Consider the following 22,824-nt stretch of genomic DNA (forward strand, 5'->3'; position numbering starts at 1 on the left):
ACCCGAGTCGCGCGGCCCGGGCGCCGGTCCGGCGGTCCTGCAGCAGGGCCGCCGGATCGTGCCGCCGGCCCGCGGCGTCGCTCGACACCCCGCGGCCCACCACGCCAGTGGGCCGCCGCGTGTCACCGCCGCGGTACGAGAACGCCCGTCCCGGGAGCTACCGCCCGGGGCGGGCGTCGCCGTGTCCGGGCATCCACGGACGACGGCCCGACGGGTCCGCTCAGGCGCTCGCGAACAGCTCCGGTTGCCAGCGGCCCACGATCTCGCGCAGCGGGATGTCCGCCTCCAGCTGGCAGAGCACCCCCAACGTGCCGAGCGTCACACGGTGGACCAGGAGGTACTGCGGCGGCAGGTTGAGCGCCCGACCGGTGTCGAACTCCGGGCTGCGCAGGTCCCCGACGCGCTCGGCCTGGCGCTGCAGCCAGCGCCGGCTGAACGTGAACCGCTCCGTGCGCAGGGGCTCGGTGAACGGCGCGAGGTAGGCGAGGGCGTCCTCCGCGTTCACATCCGTCCCCGGGCGCAGGAAGCCCTCGTCCCGCAGCAACGCCATGAGGTCCGCCGGCCGGTTCTCCAATGCGTACTTCGTCATGATCGTCAACGGCCGCGGCAGGCCCTCGGGCAGCCGGGCGACCGCCCCGAAGTCCACGACCAGCATCCGGCCGTCGTCGAGGATCTGGAAGTTGCCCGGGTGCGGGTCCGAGTGCAGCAGGTGCACCCGGTACGGCGCCGAGTAGTGGAAGCCGGCGAGCAGCACCCCGGCGCGGTCCCGCTCCTCCTGCGTGCCCGCGCGGATCACGTCCGACAGCCGCCGCCCGGTGACCCATTCGCTGACCATGGCGCGGGGCGCGGACGCCACCACCTTGGGTACCCGGATCTCGGGATCGCCCTCGTAGACGGCGGCGAAGGCGCGCTGGTTGTCGGCCTCGTCGCGGTAGTCGAGCTCCTCGACCATCCGCTCGCGCAGCTCGGTGATCAGCGGTTTCACGTCCATGCCGGGGGCGAGCGGCTGCAGCAGCCTGCTCATCCGGGAGAGCTGGCGCAGGTCCGACAGGACGGCCTCTTCGGCCCCCGGGTACTGGACCTTGACCGCGACCTCGCGGCCGTCCCGCCACACGGCGTGGTGCACCTGGCCGATGCTCGCCGCGGCGGCCGGCGTCTCGTCGAACTCCCGGAACCGGGCGCGCCAGTTGCGGCCGAACTGCTCGGCCAGCATCCGGTCGACGTCCTTCGTGGGCATCGGCGGGGCGGCGGTCTGCAGCTTGGTCAGCGCCTCGCGGTACGGCTCGGCCAGCTCCTCGGGGACGGCGGCCTCGAACACGCTCAGCGCCTGCCCGAACTTCATGGCGCCGCCCTTGAGCTCGCCCAGGACGGCGAACAGCTGCTCCGCGCTCTTGGCCATCATCTGGGCCGAGATCTGGTCGCGGTCGCCCCCGGCGAGCCGCCGACCCCAGCCGGCCGCCGCCCGTCCGGCGACACCGAGCGGCAGGCTGGCCAGCTTGGCCGTGCGGGACGCGGTCCGGCGGGGGATGTCGGTCACCCCATGATTGTCTCCCGCCCCGGCCGCCCGGCGCACGTCGCATCCTGAGGACGGGCTGCGACCGGCATGTCCGCCGTGCCCGATCGGGGCGCGGGCACGGTGGCACCGCCGGCCGATCCGACCGGCCATCCCCCCGCCGCGGCCGCACGGGCGGCCACCTCGTGGACGCCGCAGTGACACCCGGGGTGCGCCGGCCACTCGCGGCGGCGGAGCGTTCCGCGGTAGGGATCCAGCTCCAGCGCGCCGCCCACCGTGGGCGGCGGCTCGCCCCCGGCCTCGCCGCCGTCGAGGGCCAGGAGGGCCTGCGCCGCACCGAGCGCCGCGGTGGCGGCGACGGCCTCGGGATCGGCCGAGCCGCTGCGCCCGGCGAGCTGCGCCGCCAGCACCGGCCACCGGTCGTCCAGCTCCGCGCGGCCCCGCTCCACGCAGCGCAGGCACGGGCTCCGGCGCACCAGGACCAGCGGCCCGACGACCCCGGTGCCCTCGCGCACCATCACGCTGAGATGGTCGATCCCCTCGCCCAGCAGCTCGTCGAGCACCTCCGGCTCGGGAGCCACGGCGTCCGTGAGCACCACGAGATCCGGCCGGCGGCCGGGTGGCGCCACCGATCCCCGGGTGTCCGCGCCGATCCGGGCGACGGCCCCGGCGGCCGCCTCCGCCCGCGGCCGGCCGACGTCCGCCGCGAGATAGCCGCAGCCCACGTCCGCGCCCGTCACCTCGCCCCGGGCGCGGACGTGCACCGCACCGACCCCGGCGCGAGCGAGCGCGACCGCGACCCCGGCGGCGAGCGGACCGTCGCCCCGCACCTCGACCAGCGCGGTGGCGCGGCGGAGCTCACGTCGCTCCGCGCACCCGGGATCGACCAGGGCGCCCGCGGCGACCAGCTCCTCGAGCAACGAGTTCACCGTGGCGACGGGCGCGCCGCGCGCCACCGCCTCGGCCATCCAGTCGAGCGTGACGGCGGGCGCGACGAGCCGCTCGAGCAGCCCGACCAGCGGAGGTGGGAGGTCCTCGGCCACCGGCGCGGCGGTGGGGGCGAGGCCGAACTGGCGGGCCGTGCCGCCGCGGTCGAGCAGCGGTCGGTGCGGGGCGAGGACGATCCTGGCCGGGACGGGGAGCGAGGTCACGTGAGCGAGCATGGAGGTCCGCGAGCGATCACGCGAACGGCCATCCACAGGCATCCCGAAGTTGTCCACAGGTGCCTGGAACTGGGGACAGGTCGGGCCCCGGACGGTCCGCCCGTCCCACCGGACGCCGCCGGGGCCTAGGGTGGGACCCATGGCGAGCCCCGCGGTCGTCGAGGTCAGAAGGAGTGACCGGCGGCGCCGGATGGTCAGTGCGCGGCGTGAGGGTGACACGGTGATCGTGTTCATCCCGGGCTGGATGAGCGAGGCCGAGGAACGGCGCTGGGTCGACGAGATGGTCAGCAGGCTGGAACGGAGCGAGGCGAAACGGCGTTCGCCGGGAAGGCACGGGAACGAGGCGCTCCTCGCCCGCTGCATCGAGCTCTCCACGAAGTATCTCGGCGGACGGGCCGAGCCGGCCTCCGTGCGCTGGGTGCCGCCGATGCGCACGCGGTGGGCGTCGTGCACGCCCGAGGACCGCACGATCCGGATCAGCGAGCGGCTCCGCGAGGCACCGGGCTGGGTCGTGGACTACGTGCTGGTCCACGAGCTGGCGCACCTGCTCGCGCCGGGCCACGACGCGCGGTTCTGGTCGCTGGTGCGGGCGTATCCGCGTACCGAGCGCGCCATCGGCTACCTCGAGGGGCTGTCCGCCGCGGCCGGGCTGGGCCTGGTCGGCACGGACGGCGAGGAGCTCCCCTCCTCCACGGACGAGCCGGACGAGGACGCCGCTGCCGGCTGACCCGCCTGCTCGGGCAGTGGCGGGCGCGGCCGGAGCGTCCCCGAAGGGTCGGTCGCACAGGAGAACGGCGCCCCGCACACCTGCTCTGACAGGTGTGCGGGGCGCCGGACCGTTGTGCGAGCGGCCGTCAGGCCGTGGGGGCGTCGCCGGGCTCGTCGCCCTTGTCGTCGCCCTTGTCGTCGGGCTCCTCGGAGGAGTCCGACGCCTCGGTGCTCTCCGCGGCCGCCGCCTCGGCGGCCTCCGCGGCGAACTGCTTCTCCAGCTCCGCGATCGGGTCGTCGAGGTCGCGCCGGTTCACGAAGCCCGCCGGGTCGTCGAGGTCGTCGCTGAGCGGGAGCAGGTCCGGGTGCGCCCAGAGCGCGTCCCGGCCCTCGATCCCGCGCTCCTGCTCGAGCAGCTTCCACAGCTCGGCGGCGGCGCGCAGCTTGCGGGGCCGCAGCTCCAGCCCGACGATCGAGGCGAACGCCTGCTCGGCCGGCCCGCCGGAGGCCCGGCGGCGGCGCAGCGTCTCGCGCAGCGCACCGGCCCCGGGCAGCCGTTCGCCGACGGCCTCGGCCACGACCGCGTCCACCCAACCCTCGATCAGGGCGAGCAGGGTCTCCAGCCGGGCCAGCGCCGCCTTCTGCTCGGGTGTGGTCTGCGGCTCGAACATGCCGGACTGCATGGCTTCCTGGATCGACTCCGGGTTGCTCGGGTCGATCTGGCGGGCCATGTCCTCGATCCGCGAGGTGTCCACGGTGATGCCGCGGGCGTAGTCCTCGACCGCGCCGAGCAGCCGTTCCCGCAGCCACGGGACGTGCGCGAACAGCCGCTGGTGGGCGGCCTCGCGGGCGGCGAGGAAGATCATGACCTCGCTGGCCGGGCGGTCCAGGCCCGCGGTGAACTTCTCGACGGCCTCGGGCAGCAGTGCCGCCGTGCGGTCCGGTCCGACCGGGAAACCCATCTCCGACGACGTCAGCACCTCGGCGGCGAGCTGGCCGAGACCGCTGCCCAGCTGGCTGCCGAAGGCGAGCCCGCCCATCTGGCCGATCATGGCGAGCATCGGACCGGCCGCGCTCCGGACCTCCTCGGGCAGCCCGTCCACCCACGCCCCGGACACGCGCCGCGCGACCGGGTCGCACAGCCGCTTCCAGGTGGGCATGCTGGCCTTCACCCAGTCCGTGGGCGTCCAGGCCTTGTACTCGGTGGCGCCGGAGGGGAACTCGGTCGCCGGGTCGAGCCACAGCTCGGCGAGCTTGAGCGCGTCCGCCACCGCGGTGCGCTGCGCCTCGGTGAGCGACGACGTCTTCTGCGCGAGCTGCTGGGTCGCCATCTGCGCGGCGAGGTCGTAGTTGACCGGACCGTCGCCGGGCCCGGCCTGACCGGCGCTCGACAGCATCTGGCCGAGCTGGCTGAGCATCTGGCCGAGCTGCCCGACGTCGAAACCGCCGGGGCCACCTGCGCCGCCGGGCATGCCGGGCATCCCCGGGATGCCGGGGAACTGGCCTCCGCCGGGCAGGTTGCCGAAGCCGAAGGGGTCCTGCGGACCCTCGCCCCCCGGCTTGTCGCGGTCCCGGTCGCGGTCCGGGTCACGGTCTTGGGGGCCGAAGCCGAACGGGACGTCACTCATACCGACCACGGTACGCGGACCGAACGGGCCGCGGCGTAGGTTCGCTCTCCGTGAGCCGCCGGACGTCGACGCTGGTCGCCGCTGTGCTCCTGGTGATCGTGGTGGTGGGCGTCGGGACGATCGTCCGCGTGCCCTTCGTCGCGCTGGGGCCCGGGCCGACCGAGGACACCCTGGGTGTCGTCAAGGGGACGCAGGTCGTCGCCGTCGACGGCCTCCCCACCTACCCCACCTCGGGGCACCTGAACATGACCACGGTCTCGGTCAGCGACGGGCTGACCGGGTTGCAGGCGCTCGGGTTCTGGCTCGCGCCGGACCGCGCGGTCGTGCCGCGGGACACCGTCTACCCGCCGGGGCTGTCGAACGACCAGGTCGACCAGCAGAACGCCGCCGAGTTCAGCGCGTCGGAGACCAACGCCGCGCTCGCCGCGCTCCAGCAGCTCAGGCTGCCCACGCGGGCGACCGTGGCCGACATCGTCCCGGGCTCGGCGGCCGAAGGGCACCTGCAGGCGGGCGATGACATCGTGGCCGTGCGCGGCACCCCGGTCAGCACCCCGCAGCAGGTGTCCGACGCGCTGAACGGCACCACGCCGGGGCAGACCGTCGTCGTCACCTACCGGCGGGCCGGTGTGCAGGCGGACGTGTCGATCGTGCTCGGGGCGAGCCAGGACCAGAAGAAGGGGATGCTCGGCATCCAGCCGGGCGTCGAGCCCATCACGGGCGACATCACGATCAGCTTGGGGGACATCGGCGGGCCGTCGGCCGGGCTGATGTTCGCGCTCGCCGTCGTCGACAAGCTGACGCCCGGTGAGCTCAACGGCGGGAAGTTCGTCGCCGGGACCGGCACGATCGACGCCTCCGGGACCGTCGGCCCGATCGGCGGCATCCCCTTCAAGATGCGCGCGGCGCACGACGCCGGGGCCGTCACCTTCCTGGTGCCGGACGCCAACTGCACCGAGGCCGCGGCGAACGCGCCGGACGGCCTGCGCCTCGTCCGGGTGACCACGCTGTCGTCGGCCGTCTCGGCGCTCGACACTCTCAACGCCGGGGGATCCCCGCCCTCCTGCTCCTGACCTGCGATGCCGACTTGTCGGTGCGTCCGGGTACGGTGCCCCCACAACGGGCGATCCGGACGAATCACCGGCGCACACCGTGCACACGGGAACTCCACACCCCGTCCGTAGAGTTGTCCCACCAGACCCGACCCTGGAGGAGTACACGTGGCCATGCGGCCCCCGGCGGGGGCACCGTCGTTGTCCCGCCGAACACGGATCCTCTTGATCGCGGCCGCGGTCCTGGTCGTCGTGCTGCTGGGCGGGTCCCGGCTGGTCGACTTCTACGTGGACTGGGCGTGGTTCGGGGAGGTCGGCTTCCGCGGCGTGCTCGGCACGGTCCTCGTCACGCGGATCGTCCAGTTCGTCGCCGGCGCGATCCTGCTCGGCGGCATGATCTGGCTCACGCTCTGGCTGGCCTACCGGTTCCGGCCGGTGTTCGTGCCGGTCAACGGGCCGGAGGACCCGATCGCCCGGTACCGCACGGTGATCATCGCGCGGCCGAAGCTCTTCGGCATCGGGCTGCCGGTGATCGTCGGGATCATCGCGGGCCTGGCGGCGCAGGGCAGCTGGCAGACGACCCAGATGTTCCTCAACCGCACGCCCTTCGGCCAGACGGACCCCGAGTTCGGCAACGACATCGGCTTCTACGCCTTCACGCTGCCGTTCATCCGCGCGGTCCTGGACTGGCTGTTCGTCGCGGTGGCCGTGAGCTTCGTGGTCGCGCTCGTCGCGCACTACCTGTTCGGCGGCATCCGGCTCTCGGGCCGCTCGGGGCAGGTCTCCGCGGCCGCCCGCGCCCACCTCGCGATCCTCGCCGGGGTGTTCGTGCTGCTCAAGGCGGTCGCGTACTACCTGGACCGCTACGAGCTGCTGTTCTCCGACCGCAACCCGAACTTCAACGGCGCCACGTACACGGACCTCAACGCCGTGATGCCCGCGAAGCTGATCCTGCTGGTCATCTCCATCATCTGCGCCGCGGCCTTCTTCGCCGCGGTCTTCCGGCGCAACCTGCAGCTGCCCGGCATCGCCGTGGTCCTGCTGGTGCTGTCCTCCATCCTGGTCGGGGCGGCCTGGCCTGCGGTGCTGCAGCAGTTCGTCGTCGCCCCGAACGCGAACGTGCGTGAGGCGCCGTCGATCGAGCGCAACATCGCGGCCACCCGCGCGGCCTTCGGGCTCACGGACGACAAGGTGACCGTCGAGCCCTACAGCGGCACCTCCACGGCCACGTCCGCGCAGGTCCGCGGGGACACCGCGACGATCCCGAACATCCGGCTGCTCGACCCGGCGAAGCTCACCAAGACCTTCACGCAGCTCCAGCAGCGGCGGAACTTCTACGGCTTCCCGGACAAGCTGGACATCGACCGCTACACGGTGGGCGGGCAGAAGCAGGACTACGTCGTCGCGGCCCGCGAGCTCGACTCGAGCGCGCTCGTCGGCAACCAGCAGGACTGGATCAACAAGCACCTCGTCTACACCCACGGCAACGGCTTCGTCGCCGCGCCGGCCAACCAGATCAACGCGGCGCTGGAGGACACCGGCGGCCAGGGCGGCCTGCCGAAGTTCACCGTCAGCGACACCACGACGGAGGGCCTCATCCCGGTCACCCAGCCGCGCATCTACTACGGCGAGCTGATCACGGACTACTCGATCGTCGGCGCCCAGCAGGGCGACCCGGCCCGCGAGTACGACACGGACAGCCAGCAGTACACCTACACCGGCAAGGGCGGCGTCTCGCTGGGGAACCTGTTCAACAAGCTGGTCTACTCGCTGTACTACGGCGAGCGGAACATCCTGTTCAACAGCTCTATCAACGACAGCTCCAAGATCATCTACAACCGGGACCCGCGGGACCGCGTGGAGAAGGTCGCCCCGTGGCTGACGGTGGACAACGACCCGTACCCGGCCGTGGTCGACGGCAAGATCCAGTGGATCGTCGACGGCTACACGACGCTGAAGAACTACCCGTACGCCCAGCAGGTCCCGCTCGGTGACACGACGGCGGACAGCCAGCTCGGCCTGCAGGGCCAGCGGCTGCCGAACGACACCATCAGCTACCTGCGCAACTCGGTGAAGGCGACCGTCGACGCGTACGACGGCACCGTCACGCTCTACGCGTTCGACCCGACTGACCCGGTCCTGCAGACCTGGGAGAAGGCCTTCCCGGGCACGGTCAAGCCGGAGTCGGACATCTCGCCGGCCCTGCGGGACCACTTCCGCTACCCGGAGGACCAGTTCAAGGTCCAGCGTGAGCTGCTCACCCGCTACCACGTGGACAACCCCGGCGAGTTCTTCTCGACGGTGTCCTTCTGGGACGTCCCGTCCGACCCGACGGTGCAGGGCAACACGGGCGCGTCGCAGGACGCCCAGCCGCCCTACTACCTGCTCACCGGGCTGCCCGGGCAGAACGGCGCGTCGTTCCAGCTGACGAGTGCGCTCGTGAGCCTGAGACGTCAGTTCATGGCGGCGTACATGACGGCGAGCTCCGAACCGGACTCCTACGGGAAGATCACGGTCCTGCAGCTACCCGCGGACACGCAGACACTCGGGCCGCAACAGGTCCAGGCGCAGTTCCTGGGCTCGCCCGAAGTGTCCTCCGAGCTCAACCTGCTGAGACAGAACCAGACCACAATCGACTACGGGAACCTGCTCACGCTGCCCGTGGCCGGTGGGCTGCTGTACGTCGAACCCGTGTACATCGAGAGAGCCGGGCAGGACTCCTCGTACCCGCAGCTCGCGAGGGTCCTGGTGAGCTTCGGCGGCCGGGTCGGCTACGACGCGAACCTCGCGACGGCGCTCGACCAGGTCTTCGGTGCGGGTGCCGGTGCCGGGGTGACCCCACCGAACCCGAGCGGCGGGGGATCCCCGCCGCCGACGACCCCGACGACGACCCCGGGCGCGGGCACCAGCCCGGCACTGGCGGCGGCGGCGAACGACATCTCGTCGGCGCTGGCGCAGCTGAAGGCGGCCCAGCAGTCCGGTGACTTCGGGGCCCAGGGGCAGGCTCTCGCGGCGCTCGACAGCGCGGTGAAGAAGTTCCAGGCCGCCCAGAGCGCCCCCGCGACCACCACCCCGGCGGCACCGCCCGCCCAGGGCGGCGGCTGAGCGACACACCGGCCGATGCCCGGCCTCCCTCGCGGAGGCCGGGCATCGGCCGTTCCGGGGGAGTGTGAGCGGAGCCACGAGATCGTTTCTCGACGCGCTGACCGGCCGAAAGTCGAGCGGGCGCCGGATCGGTGCAGGTCACGGGCCTGATTCCCGGAACCGACCCCCCGTGCACGCCCCGTTTTCGAGCGTGTAATCTTCCAATCACAACAGCAACACAGCAGTGCGAAGCCCGGAAGGGCGGAACACAACGGCGCGGGGTGGAGCAGCTCGGTAGCTCGCTGGGCTCATAACCCAGAGGTCGTAGGTTCGAATCCTACCCCCGCTACAAAGGTCAGAAGGCCCCCGGACTCGTCCGGGGTCCTTCTGCGTTGGGTGCGTGCCCGGATCCGTGACCAGCGGGCTCTGTCCGGTCGACAATAACTTGACGACCAGTTAGTTTGACGGTCGGTCTTACTTCGTTCTGCCGGGATGCCGTGTGGGTCCGCGTTCCTCGACCTCGATCGCAGCGACGCGCGCTCACGCCAGCGACGGAAACCAGGTGTCGTCATGCCTCTTGCCCTGACCGATGATCATCGCCTGCTGGCCGAGACGGCCGCGGACCTCCTCGCCAGGAGGCAGTCCCGCGGTGCCGCCCGCGCCCTCCTCGACGCGCCGGACGAGCACCTCCCGCCGTTCTGGGACGAGCTCGCCGGGCTGGGCTGGCTCGGGCTGCATCTCCCCGAGGAGCACGGCGGATCCGGCTTCGGCATCGAGGAACTGGTGGTGCTGGTCGAGCAGCTCGGACGTGCCATCGCCCCCGGGCCGTTCGTCCCGACCGTGATCGCCGGGGCGGTGCTCTCGGCCGCGGGCGACGAGGACGTCGTCCCCGTCGTCAGGGAGCTGGCCGAGGGCTCACGCACGGCCGCAATCGGATTCGGCGGGCGGGTCACGCTCCGTGAAGGCCGGGCGTCGGGCGTGGTGGAGGCGGCGCTGGGTGCCGGCATCGCCGATCTGCTCCTGGTGCCGGCGGGGCCGGACGTTCTGCTGCTGAGGACGGATGCCGACGGCGTCGTGCTCGACAGACTGCCCAATCTCGACCCCACCCGTCGCAGCGCGCGGGTGGTGCTGTCCGATGCTTCCGCGACGGTGCTGCCGGGTGCGGCCGCACTGCTGCGCGACATCACCCGCATCGTCCTGTCGGCCGAAGCCGTGGGCATCGCCCACGAGTGCACCCGGCTCGCTGCCGACTACGCCACGGTCCGCCAGCAGTTCGGCCGGCCCATCGGCACCTTCCAGGCCGTGAAGCATCACTGCGCCGACATGATCGTCGCCGCGGAGCTGGCGACCGCCGCGGTCTGGGACGCCGCCCGGGCGACCCGCGCCGGGGTCGACGAGCGGGCACTCGCGGCCGCCGTTGCGGCCACCCTCGCCGGACCGGCGGCAGACCTGTGCGCCGGCCTCGACATCCAGGTGCACGGCGGGATCGGCTTCACCTGGGAGCACGACGCCCACCTCTACTATCGGCGCGCCGTCGTGCTGCACGGGCTGCTCGACGGCGCAGGTCCGGACGCAACCGAGCTGACCCGCGCGGGGGTGCGGCGCTCGATCGACCTCGACCTACCGCCCGAGGCCGAGACGTTCCGCGAGCAGGTGCGTGCCTTCGCCACGCAGGTCGAAGGCACCCACGGCAGCGCGCTCCGCGAGGCGCTGATCGACAGCGGCTACGTCGTGCCGCACTGGCCGCGGCCCTGGGGGCGCGACGCGGGCGCGGTCGAGCAACTGGTGATCGAGCAGGAGTTCGCGGCAGCGGGTATCGAGCGGCCGGCCTTCAGCATCACCGGGTGGGTGATCCTCACGCTGATCCAGCACGCGACCCCGGAGCAGGTCGACCGGTGGGTGCGGAGCGCCCTCACCGGGGAGGTGATCTGGTGCCAGCTGTTCAGCGAGCCCGGCGCCGGGTCGGACGCGGCGGGGATCACGACCCGCGGCGTCCGGGTCGAGGGCGGCTGGCGCGTGACCGGGCAGAAGGTGTGGACGAGCGGCGCCCACGTCGCGGGGTGGGGACTGGCCACGGTGCGCACCGATCCCACCGTGCCGAAGCACAAGGGCATCACCACGATGGTCATCGACATGCACGCGCCCGGGGTCGATGTACGGCCGCTGCGGCAGATGAACGGCGGCTCGGAGTTCAACGAGGTGTTCCTGGACGACGTGTTCGTCCCGGACGCCGACGTGGTCGGGGCCGTCCACAACGGCTGGAAGGTCGCCAGGGCGACCCTGGGCAACGAGAGCGTCAGCCTCGGCGGGGGTCAGGGTGGCCAGCTGGTGCTGTCCGGCGAGGACGTCGTCGCCTCCTTCGACCGGCACGATCGGAAGCTGCCCGGTGGTGCCCAGCGGATCGGCGAGTACGTGGCGCGGCAGCGGGCTGCCGTCCTGCTCAACCTGCGCAGCGCCCACCGTGCGGTCGCCGGCGGCGGTCCCGGACCCGAGGGCTTCGTGTCGAAGCTGGTCTACTCCGAGCTGGCCCGGACCGCGACCGAGCTCCAGCAGGCCATGATCGGGCCTTCCGTCGCGCTGCTGGACGACGACACCAGGCTGGCCTTCCTGGAGATACTGTGGCACCGCGGCATGTCCATCGCCGGTGGGACGTCGGAGATCAAGCGCAACCAGATCGGCGAGCGCATCCTCGGCCTGCCACGCGATCCCCTGATCAGCTGACCGGGCCCCCAGGGGCCGGTCCGCACCGGGACGGGGATCGGCAGGCGAGCAGCGGCAGCCACCCTCCGCTCCCGGTCGTCGGGATCACGGCGTTCCCTGCCCGCGCGGGGGAGTGTCCACAGCAGATCGCGGCGTCCCCGACCCGACCGCAGGAGCGCGCCGTGTCCGTGATGTCGGGTCTGGATGCCGCTGTCCGCGACTGGCAGACTTCGTACGCGGATGCGGCGTCCGCCGCCGGGAGCGGGAGGGTCATGTCCCCGGATCGGCCCGCGAGCCCGTTGCTCACCGTGAAGCAGATGATCCCGCCGGTCCGCGCGGGTGCCGTGCCCCGCGACCGGCTGGTGGACCTGCTCCGGGGGTCCCCGACGCCGTTCACGGTGGTGGTGGCCCCGGCCGGCTGGGGCAAGACGAGCCTGCTCAGCTCCTGGGCGGCGGACTCCGCGGAGCACACCAGGGTCGCGTGGGTCTCGCTCGACGCGGGCGACGACGAGCCGACCCGGTTCTGGAGCTATGTGCTCACCGCGCTGCGCCGGGCCGGCGACGAGATCGGCCCCGCCGCGCTGGACGCCCTGGCCGCGCCCGGGGTCGGCCCCCTCGACCTGGCGCTGCCGATCCTGCTCAACGAGCTGGCGGGCGCCTCCGCGTCGTACGTCCTGGTGCTCGACGACTACCACGTCCTCACCGATCCGCGGATCCACGAGGGCGTCGAGTTCCTCGTGTCGTACCTGCCGTCGTCGGCCCGCGTGGTCGTGGCCGGGCGGTCGGATCCGCCGTTGCCGCTCGCCCGGATGCGGGCCCGCGGTGAGCTGACCGAGGTGCGCGCCGCCGATCTCCGGTTCACCTTCGACGAGGCGGCCGCCCTGGTCTCGGCCGTGTCGGGGACCGTCCTGGATCGGGAGGGCGCCGCGGGGGTGTGGGAGCGGACCGAGGGATGGGCGGCCGGACTGCAGCTGGCGGGCCTGGCGCTGCGGGCCGATCCCGCGCGGCCGCGGGTGCGCGGCGACGACCGGCACCTGCTGGACTACTTCACCGCCGAGGTGCTCCCGGCCCTCGCGCCCGAGCAGCGGGACCTGCTCCGCCGGGCCGCACCGCTCGAGCGGCTCTCCGGCGCCCTCTGCGACGCCGCGCTCGGGGTGAGCGGTTCGGCCGGCGTGCTCGACGCCCTGGACCGGGCCGACCTGTTCGTCGTGTCGCTGGACGCCGAGCGCACCTGGTACCGCTGCCACCATCTCCTGCGCGACGTGCTGCGGGGCTCCGATCCCGATCCGGTGCGGGACCGGGAGGTCCTGTGCCGCGCCGCGGCCTGGTTCTCCGAGCACGACCGGATCGACGACGCGGTCCGTCACCTCCTCGGCGCGGGCGACACCGCGGCCGCCGCCGCGCTGCTGGAGGCGTCGGAGGCCTGGTTCTGGGCGAACGGCTCGGCGGCCACCTACCTGATGCTCGGCGAGGAGGTGCCGGATCCCCTGGTCGGCCCGCAGCTGGCCCTCTCGCTGGCCTACGCGGCCGCGATCGGCGGGCGCCCCGACCGGGTCGTCCCCTGGCCCGACATCGGCGACGCGCGGATCGCCCCGGACTCCGTGGTCAAGGGCTGGCGCAGCGCCCGTGCCGCCGCCGTGGTCATGCGGGCGACGCTCGGGGTCCCGGACTCCGAGCCGGCCCGCGCGGTCGCGCTGGCGCAGGAGGCGCTCGACCTGGAGGCCGCGGTCGGCAACCCCGGCCACCGCACGGGCCTGGCCGCGCTGGGCAGCGCCCTCGCCCGGGACGCCCGGTTCGACGAGGCGGCCGGCATGCTCCGCGACTCGTGGCGGCAGCGTGACCGCGGCGAGTGGTCGACCGGGGTGTCGCTGGATCTCGCCGGCCGCCTCGGGCTGTGCCTGCTGGAGCTGGGGCAGGACGCCGAAGCGGGCGACCTGCTGGGGGAGGCCGCGCCGCTGGCCGACGAGGTCGAGCGGGCCTGGGGTGCCGCGGCGGCACCGGTGGTGGCCACGGTCCGGGTCGTCGAGGGACGGCACCGGTACCGGGAGGGCGACGCCACCGGCGCCCGGGACCTGCTGGCCCGGGCGGTGACCCTGTCCGAGGTGGGCGGCCGGGCGTCGGCGCTGGTCCTGGCGCTCGTGTTCCTCGCCGACGCCGAGCTCGCCTGCGGCGACCGGGCCGCCGCCGGCGCGGCCCTGGCCCGGGCCCGCGAGGTGGCCGACGAGGAGCCCACCGTCCCGTTCGTGGTGGAGCGGCTCGGGCAGGCGGAGGCGCGGATCGGCCGCGTCGCCGTCGCGGCGGCGTCGCGGTCGGGTGAGCTCGTCGAGGTGCTCACCGACCGGGAGATGTCGATCCTGCGGACCCTGGCCGGTAGCGCCACCCAGCGCGAGATCGGTGCCGCACTGTTCCTGTCGGTGAACACCGTGAAGGCCTACAACCGCAGCCTCTACCGCAAGCTCGGGGTCTCCTCCCGGCAGGACGCCGTCCGCACCGCCCGCCGGCTCGGCCTCATCTGATCAGCGGCGGACCGCGTCCAGCAGCGCGGGGAGCAGCCCCGTGGGATCCCCGCGCCAGGCGACGTGGGCGTCCGGGCGGACCAGCGTCCACGGCACCGCAGGATCGGCGGGCGAGGCCAGGACCACCCGGTCCTGCCATCCCCGGATCGCGCGCTCGGTCGCGCCCGGGGCCAGCAGGACGAACCGGCCGTCCCGCAGCGTCTCGTACAGGCGTCCGGAGTCCCGGAGCGCGACGTCCCCGGCCCGCGGCGCGTGCGGATAGTCGATCCCGATGCCGGACACGGTGCCGGCGACCTTCCGGGCCACCGGCGGCAGTCGCAGCGCGGCACCGCCGAGGAGGGTGCGGGCCGCGCGCCCGGCGCGCGACCGGATCATCGCCATCCGGATGATGGCGCCGCTGCTGCGCAGGACGAGCCGGCCGACGGGGTGCCGTTCGCGTTCGTAGCCGTCGAGCAGCTCGTCGGCGGGTTCCCCGGCCCGGGTCGCCGCGGCGAGCCTCCACCCGAGGTTGGCGGCGTCCTGCAGGCCGGTGTTCATGCCCTGCCCGCCCGCGGGGGAGTGCACGTGCGCGGCGTCGCCGGCCAGGAACACCCGCCCCACCCGGTAGTGCGGGACCTGGCGTTCGTCGCTGTGGAAGCGCGACATCCACCGGACCTCCTCCAGGCCGAGGTCCGTGCCGAGCGCGTGCCGGGTGACGTCGCGGAGCTCCTCGACCGTGACCGGTGCGGTGTCCGGGACCTGGTGACGACGGTCCCACGCGAAGATCCGGTACCAGCCGTCGCCGTACGGGGCGACGAACGCGAACGCGTCGCCGACCCCGTTGACCGCGAGCACGTCCTCGGGGGCGTGGGCGAGCCGCACGTCCGCGAGCATGATCGAGCTCAGCACGGATCGGCCGGGGAAGGGCAGCCCCAGTGCCTCGCGGACCGCGCTGTGCACGCCGTCGGTGCCCACCGCGTAGTCCGCCCGGACCGTGGAGCCGCCGTTCAGGGCCAGGTCGACGCCGTCGGCGTCCTGGCGCAGGCCGGTCACCCGCGCGTCCCGCACGATGCGGACGCCGGCCGCCGTCGCCCGCTTCTCGAGCACCCTCTCGACGGCGTACTGGGGTGTGATCAGCAGGTACGGGAACCTCGTCGGGAGGCCGGACAGGTCGACCTGCAGGCGGTCGAACAGGCGCAACCGCGAAACCCGCATCCCGCCGGCGACGACCTCGTCGGCCAGCCCCCGCGCGTCGAGGTGCTCCAGCGTGCGGGCGTGCACCCCGAACGCGCGGGTCAGGTTGGACTCCGTGCCGCGCCGCTCCAGCAGCGTCACGTCGACGCCGGCGTGGGCCAGGTCGCCGGCGAGCAGGAGCCCGGTCGGCCCGGCGCCGACCACCGCCACCGTGGTCCGGTCCGGTGAGTGGGTCATCGCGAGGTGTCCTTTCCGAAGGCCATCACCAGGAGCGGGACGGCGAGGCTGAAGCCGATGAGCAGGACGGGATAGACCGACTGCGCCGCGGCCGGGATGGCCATGATCTTGAAGCTGTCGATCGCGGAGTGCAGGAGCGCCGGCGCCCAGACCGTGCCGCCGCCCAGGACGAAGAGCCTGCTCAGCGGGATCGAGGTGACGGCGGCGACGAGCATCGCGCCGAGGCCGATCGCGGGCCCGGCGGTGAGGACGATCGGGACGTGGGTGAGCGCGATCAGCGGCATCGACCACCACACCGCCTGCCAGAACCCGCGGCCCCGCGCGAGCCGGCGGAACACGTACCCGCGCCAGATGACCTCCTCGGCCAGCCCGTGCAGGGCGAGCACACCGATCAGCACCAGCGGCCAGTCCGCCCGCAGCGGGATCGGCACGCCGCTGACCAGGGCGGTCGTCGGCCACACGAGCAGGACCAGCGCCGAGACCACCACGGACACGACGAGGCCGCGCCGGGCCGGCCTGCCGAGCCCGAGTGCGTCGACGGCCTCGCGCGGGGTGAGCCGGAAGACGTACCGGGAGACGAGAAGCGCGGCGACGACCACCGCGAGCAGCACCGCCGGGCCCCAGCGCACGGTCGGATCGAGGGCGCTCGTGCCGGCGAGGACCGCCCAGAGCACCAGGAACCCGGCGAGGAACCGGGCCACCACCGGTCGTCCGTGCGCGATCGTGTCGCTCATGAGCCGCTCCCTCGTCGTGTCCGGGTCCGCCGCCAGGCTGGGCGGGAGCGGGGTGTCGCCGCACCACCCCCGGGCGAGCTCCACCCGGGGTGTTGCGGCGGTACCCGGGGGACGGGTTCCGTCGCGTGCATGGCCATCCGACGCTACGAGCTGACCGTGCGGGGCACGCTCGCCCAGGACGTCCTCGAGGTGATCCGGAGCCGGTTCGACCGCGTGTCCGCGACCTGCGGCAACCGCTCCGTGCTCGTGGTCGACGACCTCGACCAGGCCGCCGTGCGCGCGCTGCTGACGCTGCTGTGGGACACCGGTCACGAGCTGCTGGAGATGCGGTCGGTGGGCGCGGACCACCCGGGGTGAGATCGGCCGGGGGGTGGTGCGCCGGCACCCGGGTCGCCGCCACGGTCGTCCGGACACGACCGACACCCGGGGAGGACCCCATGACATCGACGATCGACGGACCGCCGGAGAGCCGCTCGCCGGGGATCAGCCGCCGGAGCGCGCTGCGCGGGCTCGCCCTCGGCGGGGCCACGGTCGCGGTCGCCGGCACGGGGCTGCTCAGCTACCGCGTGTACGACTCGGCGGTGCTCGACCCCGGTGGCGGTCCCGCGCACGAGCCGTGGCGGGAGTGGCGCGACATCCCCGGACCCCGGGGCGCCGTCGCCGCGGCCGTGCTGGCCGCGAGCCCCCACAACACCCAGCCCTGGGACTTCGTCGTGACCGGCGACGGGATCGACCTCTACGCCGACCCGGCGCGGGGCACCGGATCGGTCGACCCGTTCGACCGGGAACGGTACGTGGGGCTGGGCTGCGCCCTGGAGAACCTGGTCCTCGGCTGTGGCCCCCGGGGCCTGCGACCCACACCCACCCTGCTTCCCGACGGCCCGGGCGGGCTCCGGGTGGCCCACGTCGGCCTGGCACCGGCCGCGCCGAGCACCGACCCGCTCCACGACGTCATCGACCGCCGGCACACCAACCGCGGCCCCTACCGGCCGGTGCCGGTCCCACCCGCCGCGCTCGCCGCCCTCGCCGGACCGGGCGAGACGGGCGGCAACCTGCAGTGGATCGCCGATCCCGGTCCCCGGGCCGAGCTCGGCAGGCTGCTGGTCGACGCCGCCGAGGCGCTCTGCGCCGACGAGCAGCAGTCCCTCGACAACTTCGCCTGGTTCCGCGCGGGCAACGACGACGAGCAGCGCCACCGCGACGGCCTGGTGCTCGACGGGCAGGGGCTGGGCCCGCTCGAGCTCGGCATCGCGAAGCTCCTGCCGCCGTACTCGCGGACGGCGGGCGACCGGTTCTGGATCGACCGCACCCGCGACGTCCACACCGCGACGGCCGCGGCCTACGGGGTGATCACGACAGCCACCCCGGACGACCGCCGCGCCCAGCTCGAGGCGGGGCGGCTGCTGCAGCGCATCCACCTGCGGGCCACCGCGGCCGGCATCGCGCTGCAGCACATGAACCAGGTCACCGAGCGGATCGACCGCGAGGCGAGCACCGGGGCCCGGGCGACGTTCGCGCCCCGGTTCGCCGCGCTGCTGCCTCCGGGCGCGCACCCGCTGCTGACCTTCCGCGTCGGCTATCCCGTGCGCGAGGCCCGGCCGACGCCCCGCCGGTCCGTCGCGATGGTCACCCGATGACCCGCGTCGCCGCCCGGACCGGTGTCGCGGGGGCGGTCCTCCTGCTCCTCGCGGGCCTGGTCCAGATCACGCTCGGCGCCGTCATCCCCGACTGGACCGGCGACAAGCTCGCCCCCGTCGCCCTCGGCCTGCTCACCGTCGGGCTGGCGGCCCTGGCGCTGCTCGCCGCCCTGCGGCTCCGGAGACCCGATCCGGCCGGTGTCCGGCTCGCCTGGGCGGTCGCGCTCCTGGGGTCCGGCTTGCTGAGCCTGTCCACCGTCGGGGTCCTGAGCTGGGTCCCGGCCACCCTCCTGACCTGCGCCGCCGTCCTCGCCGTGGCCCGCGACCGGCGCGAGGCCCTCGCGGCGGTCGCCGCGAACCGGCTCCGGGTGCTGATCTCGGCGCTCGGCTGCTGCCAGCTGCTGATGGCGGCCGGGGCCGCACCGCTCCCGATGCTCGTCGGCGCGCTCGGCGGCGCCGCGATGATCACCGGCGCCTGGCTGCGGACCGCGCCGCCCGGCCCCCGCATCGGGATCGCGCTGCTCGGGCTGCTGCCGTTCGCCGGTGCGGCGTGGTTCGCGATCGTCCCGCTGCTGGTGGCGCTGGTCGCGGCCCCCCTCGTCTGGATCGTCGTCCGGCGGGACCTCGCGGCGACGCCGGCACGGGTGGGATAGCCGCTGGTGGGGCGCTACAGCCGGGTCGCCGTCCGGACCAGGTCCGCGACCGCCCGCGAGCGGCTGTGCGGGGGCCAGGCGATCACCGTGGTGACCTGGGGAGCGTCGCTGATCGGGACGATCGTGAGCCCTCCCCGGACGGCGTCACGGACCGCCTCGGGCATGATCGCGCACGCCCGCCCCAGCGAGACGAGCTGCAGCAGCTGCGTGGTGTCGTGGATCTCCGGGCCCGGGCCGTCCGGGTAGCCGCCGTCGGCGCCGGGCCAGCGGGGCAGGGGCGGATCGATGCCCTCCACCTCGGACATCCGCACCGACTCCCGCGTGCCGAGCGGGTGCCCGGAAGGCAGGACGAGGACCTGGCCCTCGGTGTGGAGCTCCTCGACGTCGAGGCCCGCGACCGAGTCGAACGGCCGGTGCAGGAGCCCGACGTCCGCCCGGCCGTCGCGGAGCAGTCGTTCCTGCTCGCCGGGCCCGCAGAGCTGCACGTCGACCGCGACGGCGCCGGGTTCGGCGGCGTAGGCGTCGAGCAGCTTGGCGAGCAGCTCGGCGGCGGCGCCGGCCTTGGTGACCAGCACCAACCCCGGCTCCGCCGCACGACGGGTGCGGCGCTCCGCGGCCTCGACGGCGGCAAGGGCCGCCCGGCCCTCGCGGAGCAGCACCGCACCCGCCTCCGTCAGCGCGACCGAACGGCTGCTGCGCTCGAACAGTGCCACGCCCAGGCGGCGTTCCAACTGCCCGATCGCGCGCGAGAGCGGCGGCTGGGCCATGCCGAGCCGCAGTGCCGCCCGTCCGAAGTGCAGCTCCTCGGCGACGGCGACGAAGTACCGCAGCTCCCGCGTCTCCACGCCGCTCACGCTACCCGCAGATCGATACCCACCGGGTATCGCTGCGTACCGAGACGGTGTTGGCCCCGCCGGGGCCGGCGGGCCGACGATCGACGGCATGAGCGAGCAGACGGTCGCGTTGGTCACCGGCGCGAACAAGGGCATCGGATTCGAGATCGCGGCGGGGCTGGGGGCGCTGGGCTGGCGCGTCGGCGTCGGAGCCCGGGACGACGGACGGCGGGAGGCGGCCGTCGAGAAGCTGCGGGCGAACGGCGTCGACGCGTTCGGCGTGCCCCTCGACGTCACCGACCAGGCGAGCGTCGACGCCGCGGCGGCGCAGCTGGACCGGCTGGACGTGCTGGTCAACAACGCCGCGATCACCGGCGGCGCGCCGCAGGAACCCACGCTGGTCGACCCCGAGACGGTCCGGACCGTGGTCGACACCAACGTCCTCGGCGTCATCCGGGTGACCAACGCGATGCTGCCGCTGCTGCGCCGCTCGGCCCACCCCCGGATCGTGGCCATGTCGAGCTCGGTCGGCTCGCTGGCCCGGCAGACCGGTGGGGGCGAGGTGGGTCCGATCTCGGCGGCCTACTCGCCGTCCAAGACCTTCCTCAACGCCGTCATGATCCAGTACGTGAAGGAGCTGGGGGACACCGACATCCGGATCAACATGGGCTGCCCGGGCTACGTCGCGACCGACCTCAACGGCCACCGTGGCCTGCGCACGCCGGAGGAGGGCGCGGCGATCGCGATCCGGCTCGCGACCCTGCCCGACGACGGCCCCACCGGCGCCTTCTTCGACGACGCCGGCGAGGTCCCGTGGTGAGTCGGGCCGTGAGAGCGGGTCAGCCCATGGCCGGCGTGGCGGCCGGGGCGCCGCTCCGCATGAAGTACACGCAGAGCGTGTCGTCGGGGTAGCGGGGCATCGTGGACCAGTCGGGCGGGGTCGCGACCTCCGCCGGCGTCGGCCCGACGCGGTCCGCGACCTGCTGCAGCGCATCGAGATCGAGCCCGTAGCACTCGGCGGCGGTGATCCCGGTCAGGATCCGCACCTCGTCCTCGGGCAGGTGCGACATCGTGACCTGCAGCGCCTCCCGGGTGAAGGGCGACGAGCCCTCGGAGTGCGGCAGGTCGGCGCCGAACATGACGTTCTGCGTGCCCGCCCGGAGGGCCCCGGCGTAGTCGACGGGATTGCCGATGTAGACGTTGGACGCGATGTACTCGCTGGGCCGCTTCGACAGCGCCCGCGCCGCCTCACCCGCGACCGCCGCGGTGAAGGTCGGGTACCGGTCGGTGGTCAGGGCGTCGGCGTACATGTAGTCGAGCATCGCGGCCTGCTTGCCCACCCAGCGTCCGCCGCTGGCCTCGGTGACCACGAACTTCAGGTCGGGGTGGCGTTCGAGGACGCCGCTGCAGACGACGTGGGCGAGCGGCCGCTGGCTGAACCACTCGGACTCCATGATGCCGACCCACATCGCGCCGCTGCCCTCCTGGATGCCCTCGTTGGGCCACACCTGGTGGGTGTGCACGGGCAGGCCGAGCTCGGCGCAGGCGGCCCAGACGGGCTCGTAGGCCTTGCGGTAGTAGCCCTGCAGCTTCAGCACGTTGTCCCCGGGGAGCAGCACCCCGGCCAGCCCCGCGGCGTGGCCGGCGCGGATCTCCTCGACCGTGTCCTCGACGTTGTCCAGGTACACCTGGATCATCCCGGCGCGGCGGCCCGGGGCCTCGCCGCAGAACTCCGCCATCCACCGGTTGTGCGCGCGCAGGCCGGCCCAGCGGAGCTCGTACTCCTCGGCCGAGCGCGGCCCGGGTGCCGTGAGGGCGCCCGACGGGTTGAACGGCGGCACGGTGTTGGGGAAGAGGACCTCGCCGACGATCCCCTGGCCCTCCATGAACTCGAGCCGGGCGCGGCTGTCCCAGTTGACCGCCTGGTCGTAGGAGAACACGCCGTAGCGGAACGGCGAGTCCTGCTCGGGGTTGTCCTCGTCGACGGTGCGGGAGATCTCGCCCCAGGCGTCGACGTAGGAGGCGGCCCAGGCGTCGAACCGCTCGTGGTAGCGGGACTCGAGATAGGGGCGGTAGTCGAGAAGGTTGGCTCCCGCGTGCCCGTCGGAGGAGATGATCGTGTACGGCCGTCCGGAATATTTTTCGGCGAGATCATTCCTGGTAGCCACAGTGCCTCCCGGGTACTTTATTAATCAGTTGGACGGTAACCAGGTGCTCGCGGAGGTGTCAACCGTCGCCGTCTAGCGTGGGGCGGTGGTCAGCGCTGCGACTGAGCCGGGACCGGCACCCGCCAGGAACATGGTGTGGGTCCCGGGGGGCGGCTTCCGGATGGGGTCCGATCTCGCCGACTACCCGGAGGAGGGTCCGGTCCGCGAGGTCGCGGTGGACGGCTTCTGGATTGACGAGACACCGGTGACCACCGTGCAGTTCCGCCGCTTCGTCAAGCAGACGGGCTACCGGACCGTCGCCGAGCGCGCCCCGGACCCGGCCGACTACCCGGACCTCGATCCCGCCCTGCTGGTGCCGGGCTCGCTGGTCTTCACCCCGACCCGCGGCCCGGTGGACCTCACGGACTGGAAGTCCTGGTGGCGCTACGTCCCCGGCGCGAGCTGGGCACATCCCGACGGGCCGCTGACGAGCGTGACCGGGCGCGAGCTGCACCCGGTCACGCACGTGTGCTGGGAGGACGTGACGGCCTTCGCCGAGTGGGCCGGCAAGGACCTGCCCACCGAGGCGGAGTGGGAGTTCGCCGCCCGCGGCGGGCTCGACGGCGCCCGGTACGCCTGGGGCGAGCAGCTCGCCCCGTTCGGCGCCCAGCTCGCGAACTACTGGATCGGCGAGTTCCCCTGGCAGAACCTCAAACCGCCGGCGGAACAGCGGACGACACCGGTCCGCACCTTCCCCGCCAACGGCTACGGGCTTTTCGACGTCGCGGGCAACGTCTGGGAATGGACGTCGGACTTCTACCGGGCGGACCACGCGGCCCTCGGCGGCTGTTGCGGACCCGCGGCGAACCCGCAGGTCACCGACGCCGCGGGCAGCGAGGAGGGCGGCATCCCGCGGCGGGTGATCAAGGGCGGCTCACACCTGTGCGCGGTGAACTACTGCCAGCGCTACCGCCCGGCCGCCCGCCAGGCGCAGCAGGTCGAGTCGAGCATGTCCCACATCGGTTTCCGCTGCGTGGTCCGCCCCTGAG

Annotated in this window: 17 protein-coding genes and 1 tRNA gene; 11 read left to right on the top strand and 7 right to left on the bottom strand. The window is 73.7% G+C overall.

The window, feature by feature from the left end; translation table 11 throughout:
• Window positions 1-220 precede the first annotated feature (220 nt).
• Together ABD324_RS11640 and ABD324_RS11645 are read right to left on the bottom strand one after the other, a co-directional pair.
• Window positions 221-1,537, bottom strand: a complete 1,317-nt coding sequence (locus ABD324_RS11640) for an ABC1 kinase family protein (RefSeq protein ID WP_344415438.1) — start codon at window positions 1,535-1,537, stop codon at window positions 221-223.
• The gene (locus ABD324_RS11645) at window positions 1,534-2,664 is read right to left on the bottom strand and encodes a hypothetical protein (protein ID WP_344415440.1); all 1,131 of its coding nucleotides are present in this window, start codon (window positions 2,662-2,664) and stop codon (window positions 1,534-1,536) included. The genes ABD324_RS11640 and ABD324_RS11645 overlap by 4 nt, the downstream gene beginning before the upstream one ends.
• Window positions 2,665-2,815: 151 nt before the next feature.
• Here ABD324_RS11645 and ABD324_RS11650 point away from each other — a divergent pair, with 151 nt between their 5' ends.
• Window positions 2,816-3,403: a M48 metallopeptidase family protein gene (locus ABD324_RS11650; protein ID WP_344415443.1), complete on the top strand. Its 588-nt coding sequence runs from the start codon at window positions 2,816-2,818 to the stop codon at window positions 3,401-3,403.
• A 127-nt stretch (window positions 3,404-3,530) separates the two neighbouring features.
• On the opposite strand, the gene ABD324_RS11655 is transcribed toward ABD324_RS11650, so the two are convergent.
• Window positions 3,531-5,012, bottom strand: a complete 1,482-nt coding sequence (locus ABD324_RS11655; RefSeq protein ID WP_344415445.1) for a zinc-dependent metalloprotease — start codon at window positions 5,010-5,012, stop codon at window positions 3,531-3,533.
• 50 nt (window positions 5,013-5,062) lie between these two features.
• On the opposite strand from ABD324_RS11655, the gene ABD324_RS11660 reads away from it, so the two are divergent.
• The 5 genes from ABD324_RS11660 to ABD324_RS11680 all read left to right on the top strand — a co-directional run bounded on the left by ABD324_RS11660 (window position 5,063) and on the right by ABD324_RS11680 (window position 14,361).
• Window positions 5,063-6,082, top strand: coding sequence for a YlbL family protein (locus ABD324_RS11660; RefSeq protein ID WP_344415447.1), 1,020 nt, complete (start codon window positions 5,063-5,065; stop codon window positions 6,080-6,082).
• Between the two features lie 153 nt (window positions 6,083-6,235).
• A complete protein-coding gene (locus ABD324_RS11665) occupies window positions 6,236-9,166 on the top strand; it encodes a UPF0182 family protein (protein WP_344416368.1) in 2,931 nt (976 codons plus the stop codon).
• A gap of 254 nt (window positions 9,167-9,420) precedes the next feature.
• Window positions 9,421-9,494, top strand: a tRNA-Met gene (locus ABD324_RS11670).
• Window positions 9,495-9,715: 221 nt separating this feature from the next.
• Window positions 9,716-11,866, top strand: a complete 2,151-nt coding sequence (locus tag ABD324_RS11675; protein ID WP_344415449.1) for an acyl-CoA dehydrogenase family protein — start codon at window positions 9,716-9,718, stop codon at window positions 11,864-11,866.
• Between the two features lie 251 nt (window positions 11,867-12,117).
• On the top strand, window positions 12,118-14,361 hold the full coding sequence (locus ABD324_RS11680) for a helix-turn-helix transcriptional regulator (protein ID WP_344415450.1): 2,244 nt from the start codon (window positions 12,118-12,120) through the stop codon (window positions 14,359-14,361).
• On the opposite strand, the gene ABD324_RS11685 is transcribed toward ABD324_RS11680, so the two are convergent.
• On the bottom strand, window positions 14,362-15,771 hold the full coding sequence (locus ABD324_RS11685; protein WP_344415451.1) for an FAD-dependent monooxygenase: 1,410 nt from the start codon (window positions 15,769-15,771) through the stop codon (window positions 14,362-14,364). It lies immediately after the preceding gene.
• Window positions 15,768-16,505, bottom strand: a complete 738-nt coding sequence (locus ABD324_RS11690; RefSeq protein ID WP_344415452.1) for a CPBP family intramembrane glutamic endopeptidase — start codon at window positions 16,503-16,505, stop codon at window positions 15,768-15,770. Before ABD324_RS11690 ends, ABD324_RS11685 begins: the two co-directional genes overlap by 4 nt.
• A gap of 129 nt (window positions 16,506-16,634) precedes the next feature.
• Here ABD324_RS11690 and ABD324_RS11695 point away from each other — a divergent pair, with 129 nt between their 5' ends.
• The 3 genes from ABD324_RS11695 to ABD324_RS11705 all read left to right on the top strand — a co-directional run bounded on the left by ABD324_RS11695 (window position 16,635) and on the right by ABD324_RS11705 (window position 18,795).
• Window positions 16,635-16,862 (top strand): hypothetical protein, encoded by a 228-nt coding sequence (locus ABD324_RS11695; RefSeq protein ID WP_344415455.1) that lies wholly within the window; start codon window positions 16,635-16,637, stop codon window positions 16,860-16,862.
• An 80-nt stretch (window positions 16,863-16,942) separates the two neighbouring features.
• A complete protein-coding gene (locus ABD324_RS11700) occupies window positions 16,943-18,142 on the top strand; it encodes an Acg family FMN-binding oxidoreductase (RefSeq protein ID WP_344415457.1) in 1,200 nt (399 codons plus the stop codon).
• The gene (locus ABD324_RS11705) at window positions 18,139-18,795 is read left to right on the top strand and encodes a hypothetical protein (RefSeq protein ID WP_344415459.1); all 657 of its coding nucleotides are present in this window, start codon (window positions 18,139-18,141) and stop codon (window positions 18,793-18,795) included. Before ABD324_RS11700 ends, ABD324_RS11705 begins: the two co-directional genes overlap by 4 nt.
• A 14-nt stretch (window positions 18,796-18,809) precedes the next feature.
• On the opposite strand, the gene ABD324_RS11710 is transcribed toward ABD324_RS11705, so the two are convergent.
• Complete coding sequence (locus ABD324_RS11710; RefSeq protein WP_344415461.1) at window positions 18,810-19,640, bottom strand: LysR family transcriptional regulator; 831 nt, start codon at window positions 19,638-19,640, stop codon at window positions 18,810-18,812.
• A gap of 97 nt (window positions 19,641-19,737) precedes the next feature.
• Between ABD324_RS11710 and ABD324_RS11715 the strand changes: the two genes are divergently transcribed.
• On the top strand, window positions 19,738-20,448 hold the full coding sequence (locus ABD324_RS11715) for an SDR family oxidoreductase (RefSeq protein WP_344415463.1): 711 nt from the start codon (window positions 19,738-19,740) through the stop codon (window positions 20,446-20,448).
• Window positions 20,449-20,467: 19 nt separating this feature from the next.
• Here ABD324_RS11715 and ABD324_RS11720 read toward each other — a convergent pair whose 3' ends face one another.
• Window positions 20,468-21,796, bottom strand: a complete 1,329-nt coding sequence (locus ABD324_RS11720; RefSeq protein ID WP_344415465.1) for an amidohydrolase family protein — start codon at window positions 21,794-21,796, stop codon at window positions 20,468-20,470.
• Window positions 21,797-21,926: 130 nt separating this feature from the next.
• Here ABD324_RS11720 and ABD324_RS11725 point away from each other — a divergent pair, with 130 nt between their 5' ends.
• A complete protein-coding gene (locus ABD324_RS11725; protein ID WP_344415467.1) occupies window positions 21,927-22,823 on the top strand; it encodes a formylglycine-generating enzyme family protein in 897 nt (298 codons plus the stop codon).
• Window position 22,824 lies beyond the last annotated feature (1 nt).

This window comes from Pseudonocardia ailaonensis (assembly GCF_039531635.1).
Classification (GTDB): Bacteria; Actinomycetota; Actinomycetes; order Mycobacteriales; family Pseudonocardiaceae; genus Pseudonocardia; species Pseudonocardia ailaonensis.

Coding starts and splice junctions, on each gene's coding strand:
- ABD324_RS11650 (WP_344415443.1), top strand. CDS start 2,816: ATGGCGAGCCCCGCGGTCGTCGAGGTCAGAAGGAGTGACCGGCGGCGC.
- ABD324_RS11655 (WP_344415445.1), bottom strand. CDS start 5,012: ATGAGTGACGTCCCGTTCGGCTTCGGCCCCCAAGACCGTGACCCGGAC.
- ABD324_RS11665 (WP_344416368.1), top strand. CDS start 6,236: ATGCGGCCCCCGGCGGGGGCACCGTCGTTGTCCCGCCGAACACGGATC.
- ABD324_RS11675 (WP_344415449.1), top strand. CDS start 9,716: ATGCCTCTTGCCCTGACCGATGATCATCGCCTGCTGGCCGAGACGGCC.
- ABD324_RS11680 (WP_344415450.1), top strand. CDS start 12,118: ATGTCCCCGGATCGGCCCGCGAGCCCGTTGCTCACCGTGAAGCAGATG.
- ABD324_RS11685 (WP_344415451.1), bottom strand. CDS start 15,771: ATGACCCACTCACCGGACCGGACCACGGTGGCGGTGGTCGGCGCCGGG.
- ABD324_RS11690 (WP_344415452.1), bottom strand. CDS start 16,505: ATGAGCGACACGATCGCGCACGGACGACCGGTGGTGGCCCGGTTCCTC.
- ABD324_RS11695 (WP_344415455.1), top strand. CDS start 16,635: ATGGCCATCCGACGCTACGAGCTGACCGTGCGGGGCACGCTCGCCCAG.
- ABD324_RS11700 (WP_344415457.1), top strand. CDS start 16,943: ATGACATCGACGATCGACGGACCGCCGGAGAGCCGCTCGCCGGGGATC.
- ABD324_RS11705 (WP_344415459.1), top strand. CDS start 18,139: ATGACCCGCGTCGCCGCCCGGACCGGTGTCGCGGGGGCGGTCCTCCTG.
- ABD324_RS11715 (WP_344415463.1), top strand. CDS start 19,738: ATGAGCGAGCAGACGGTCGCGTTGGTCACCGGCGCGAACAAGGGCATC.
- ABD324_RS11725 (WP_344415467.1), top strand. CDS start 21,927: ATGGTGTGGGTCCCGGGGGGCGGCTTCCGGATGGGGTCCGATCTCGCC.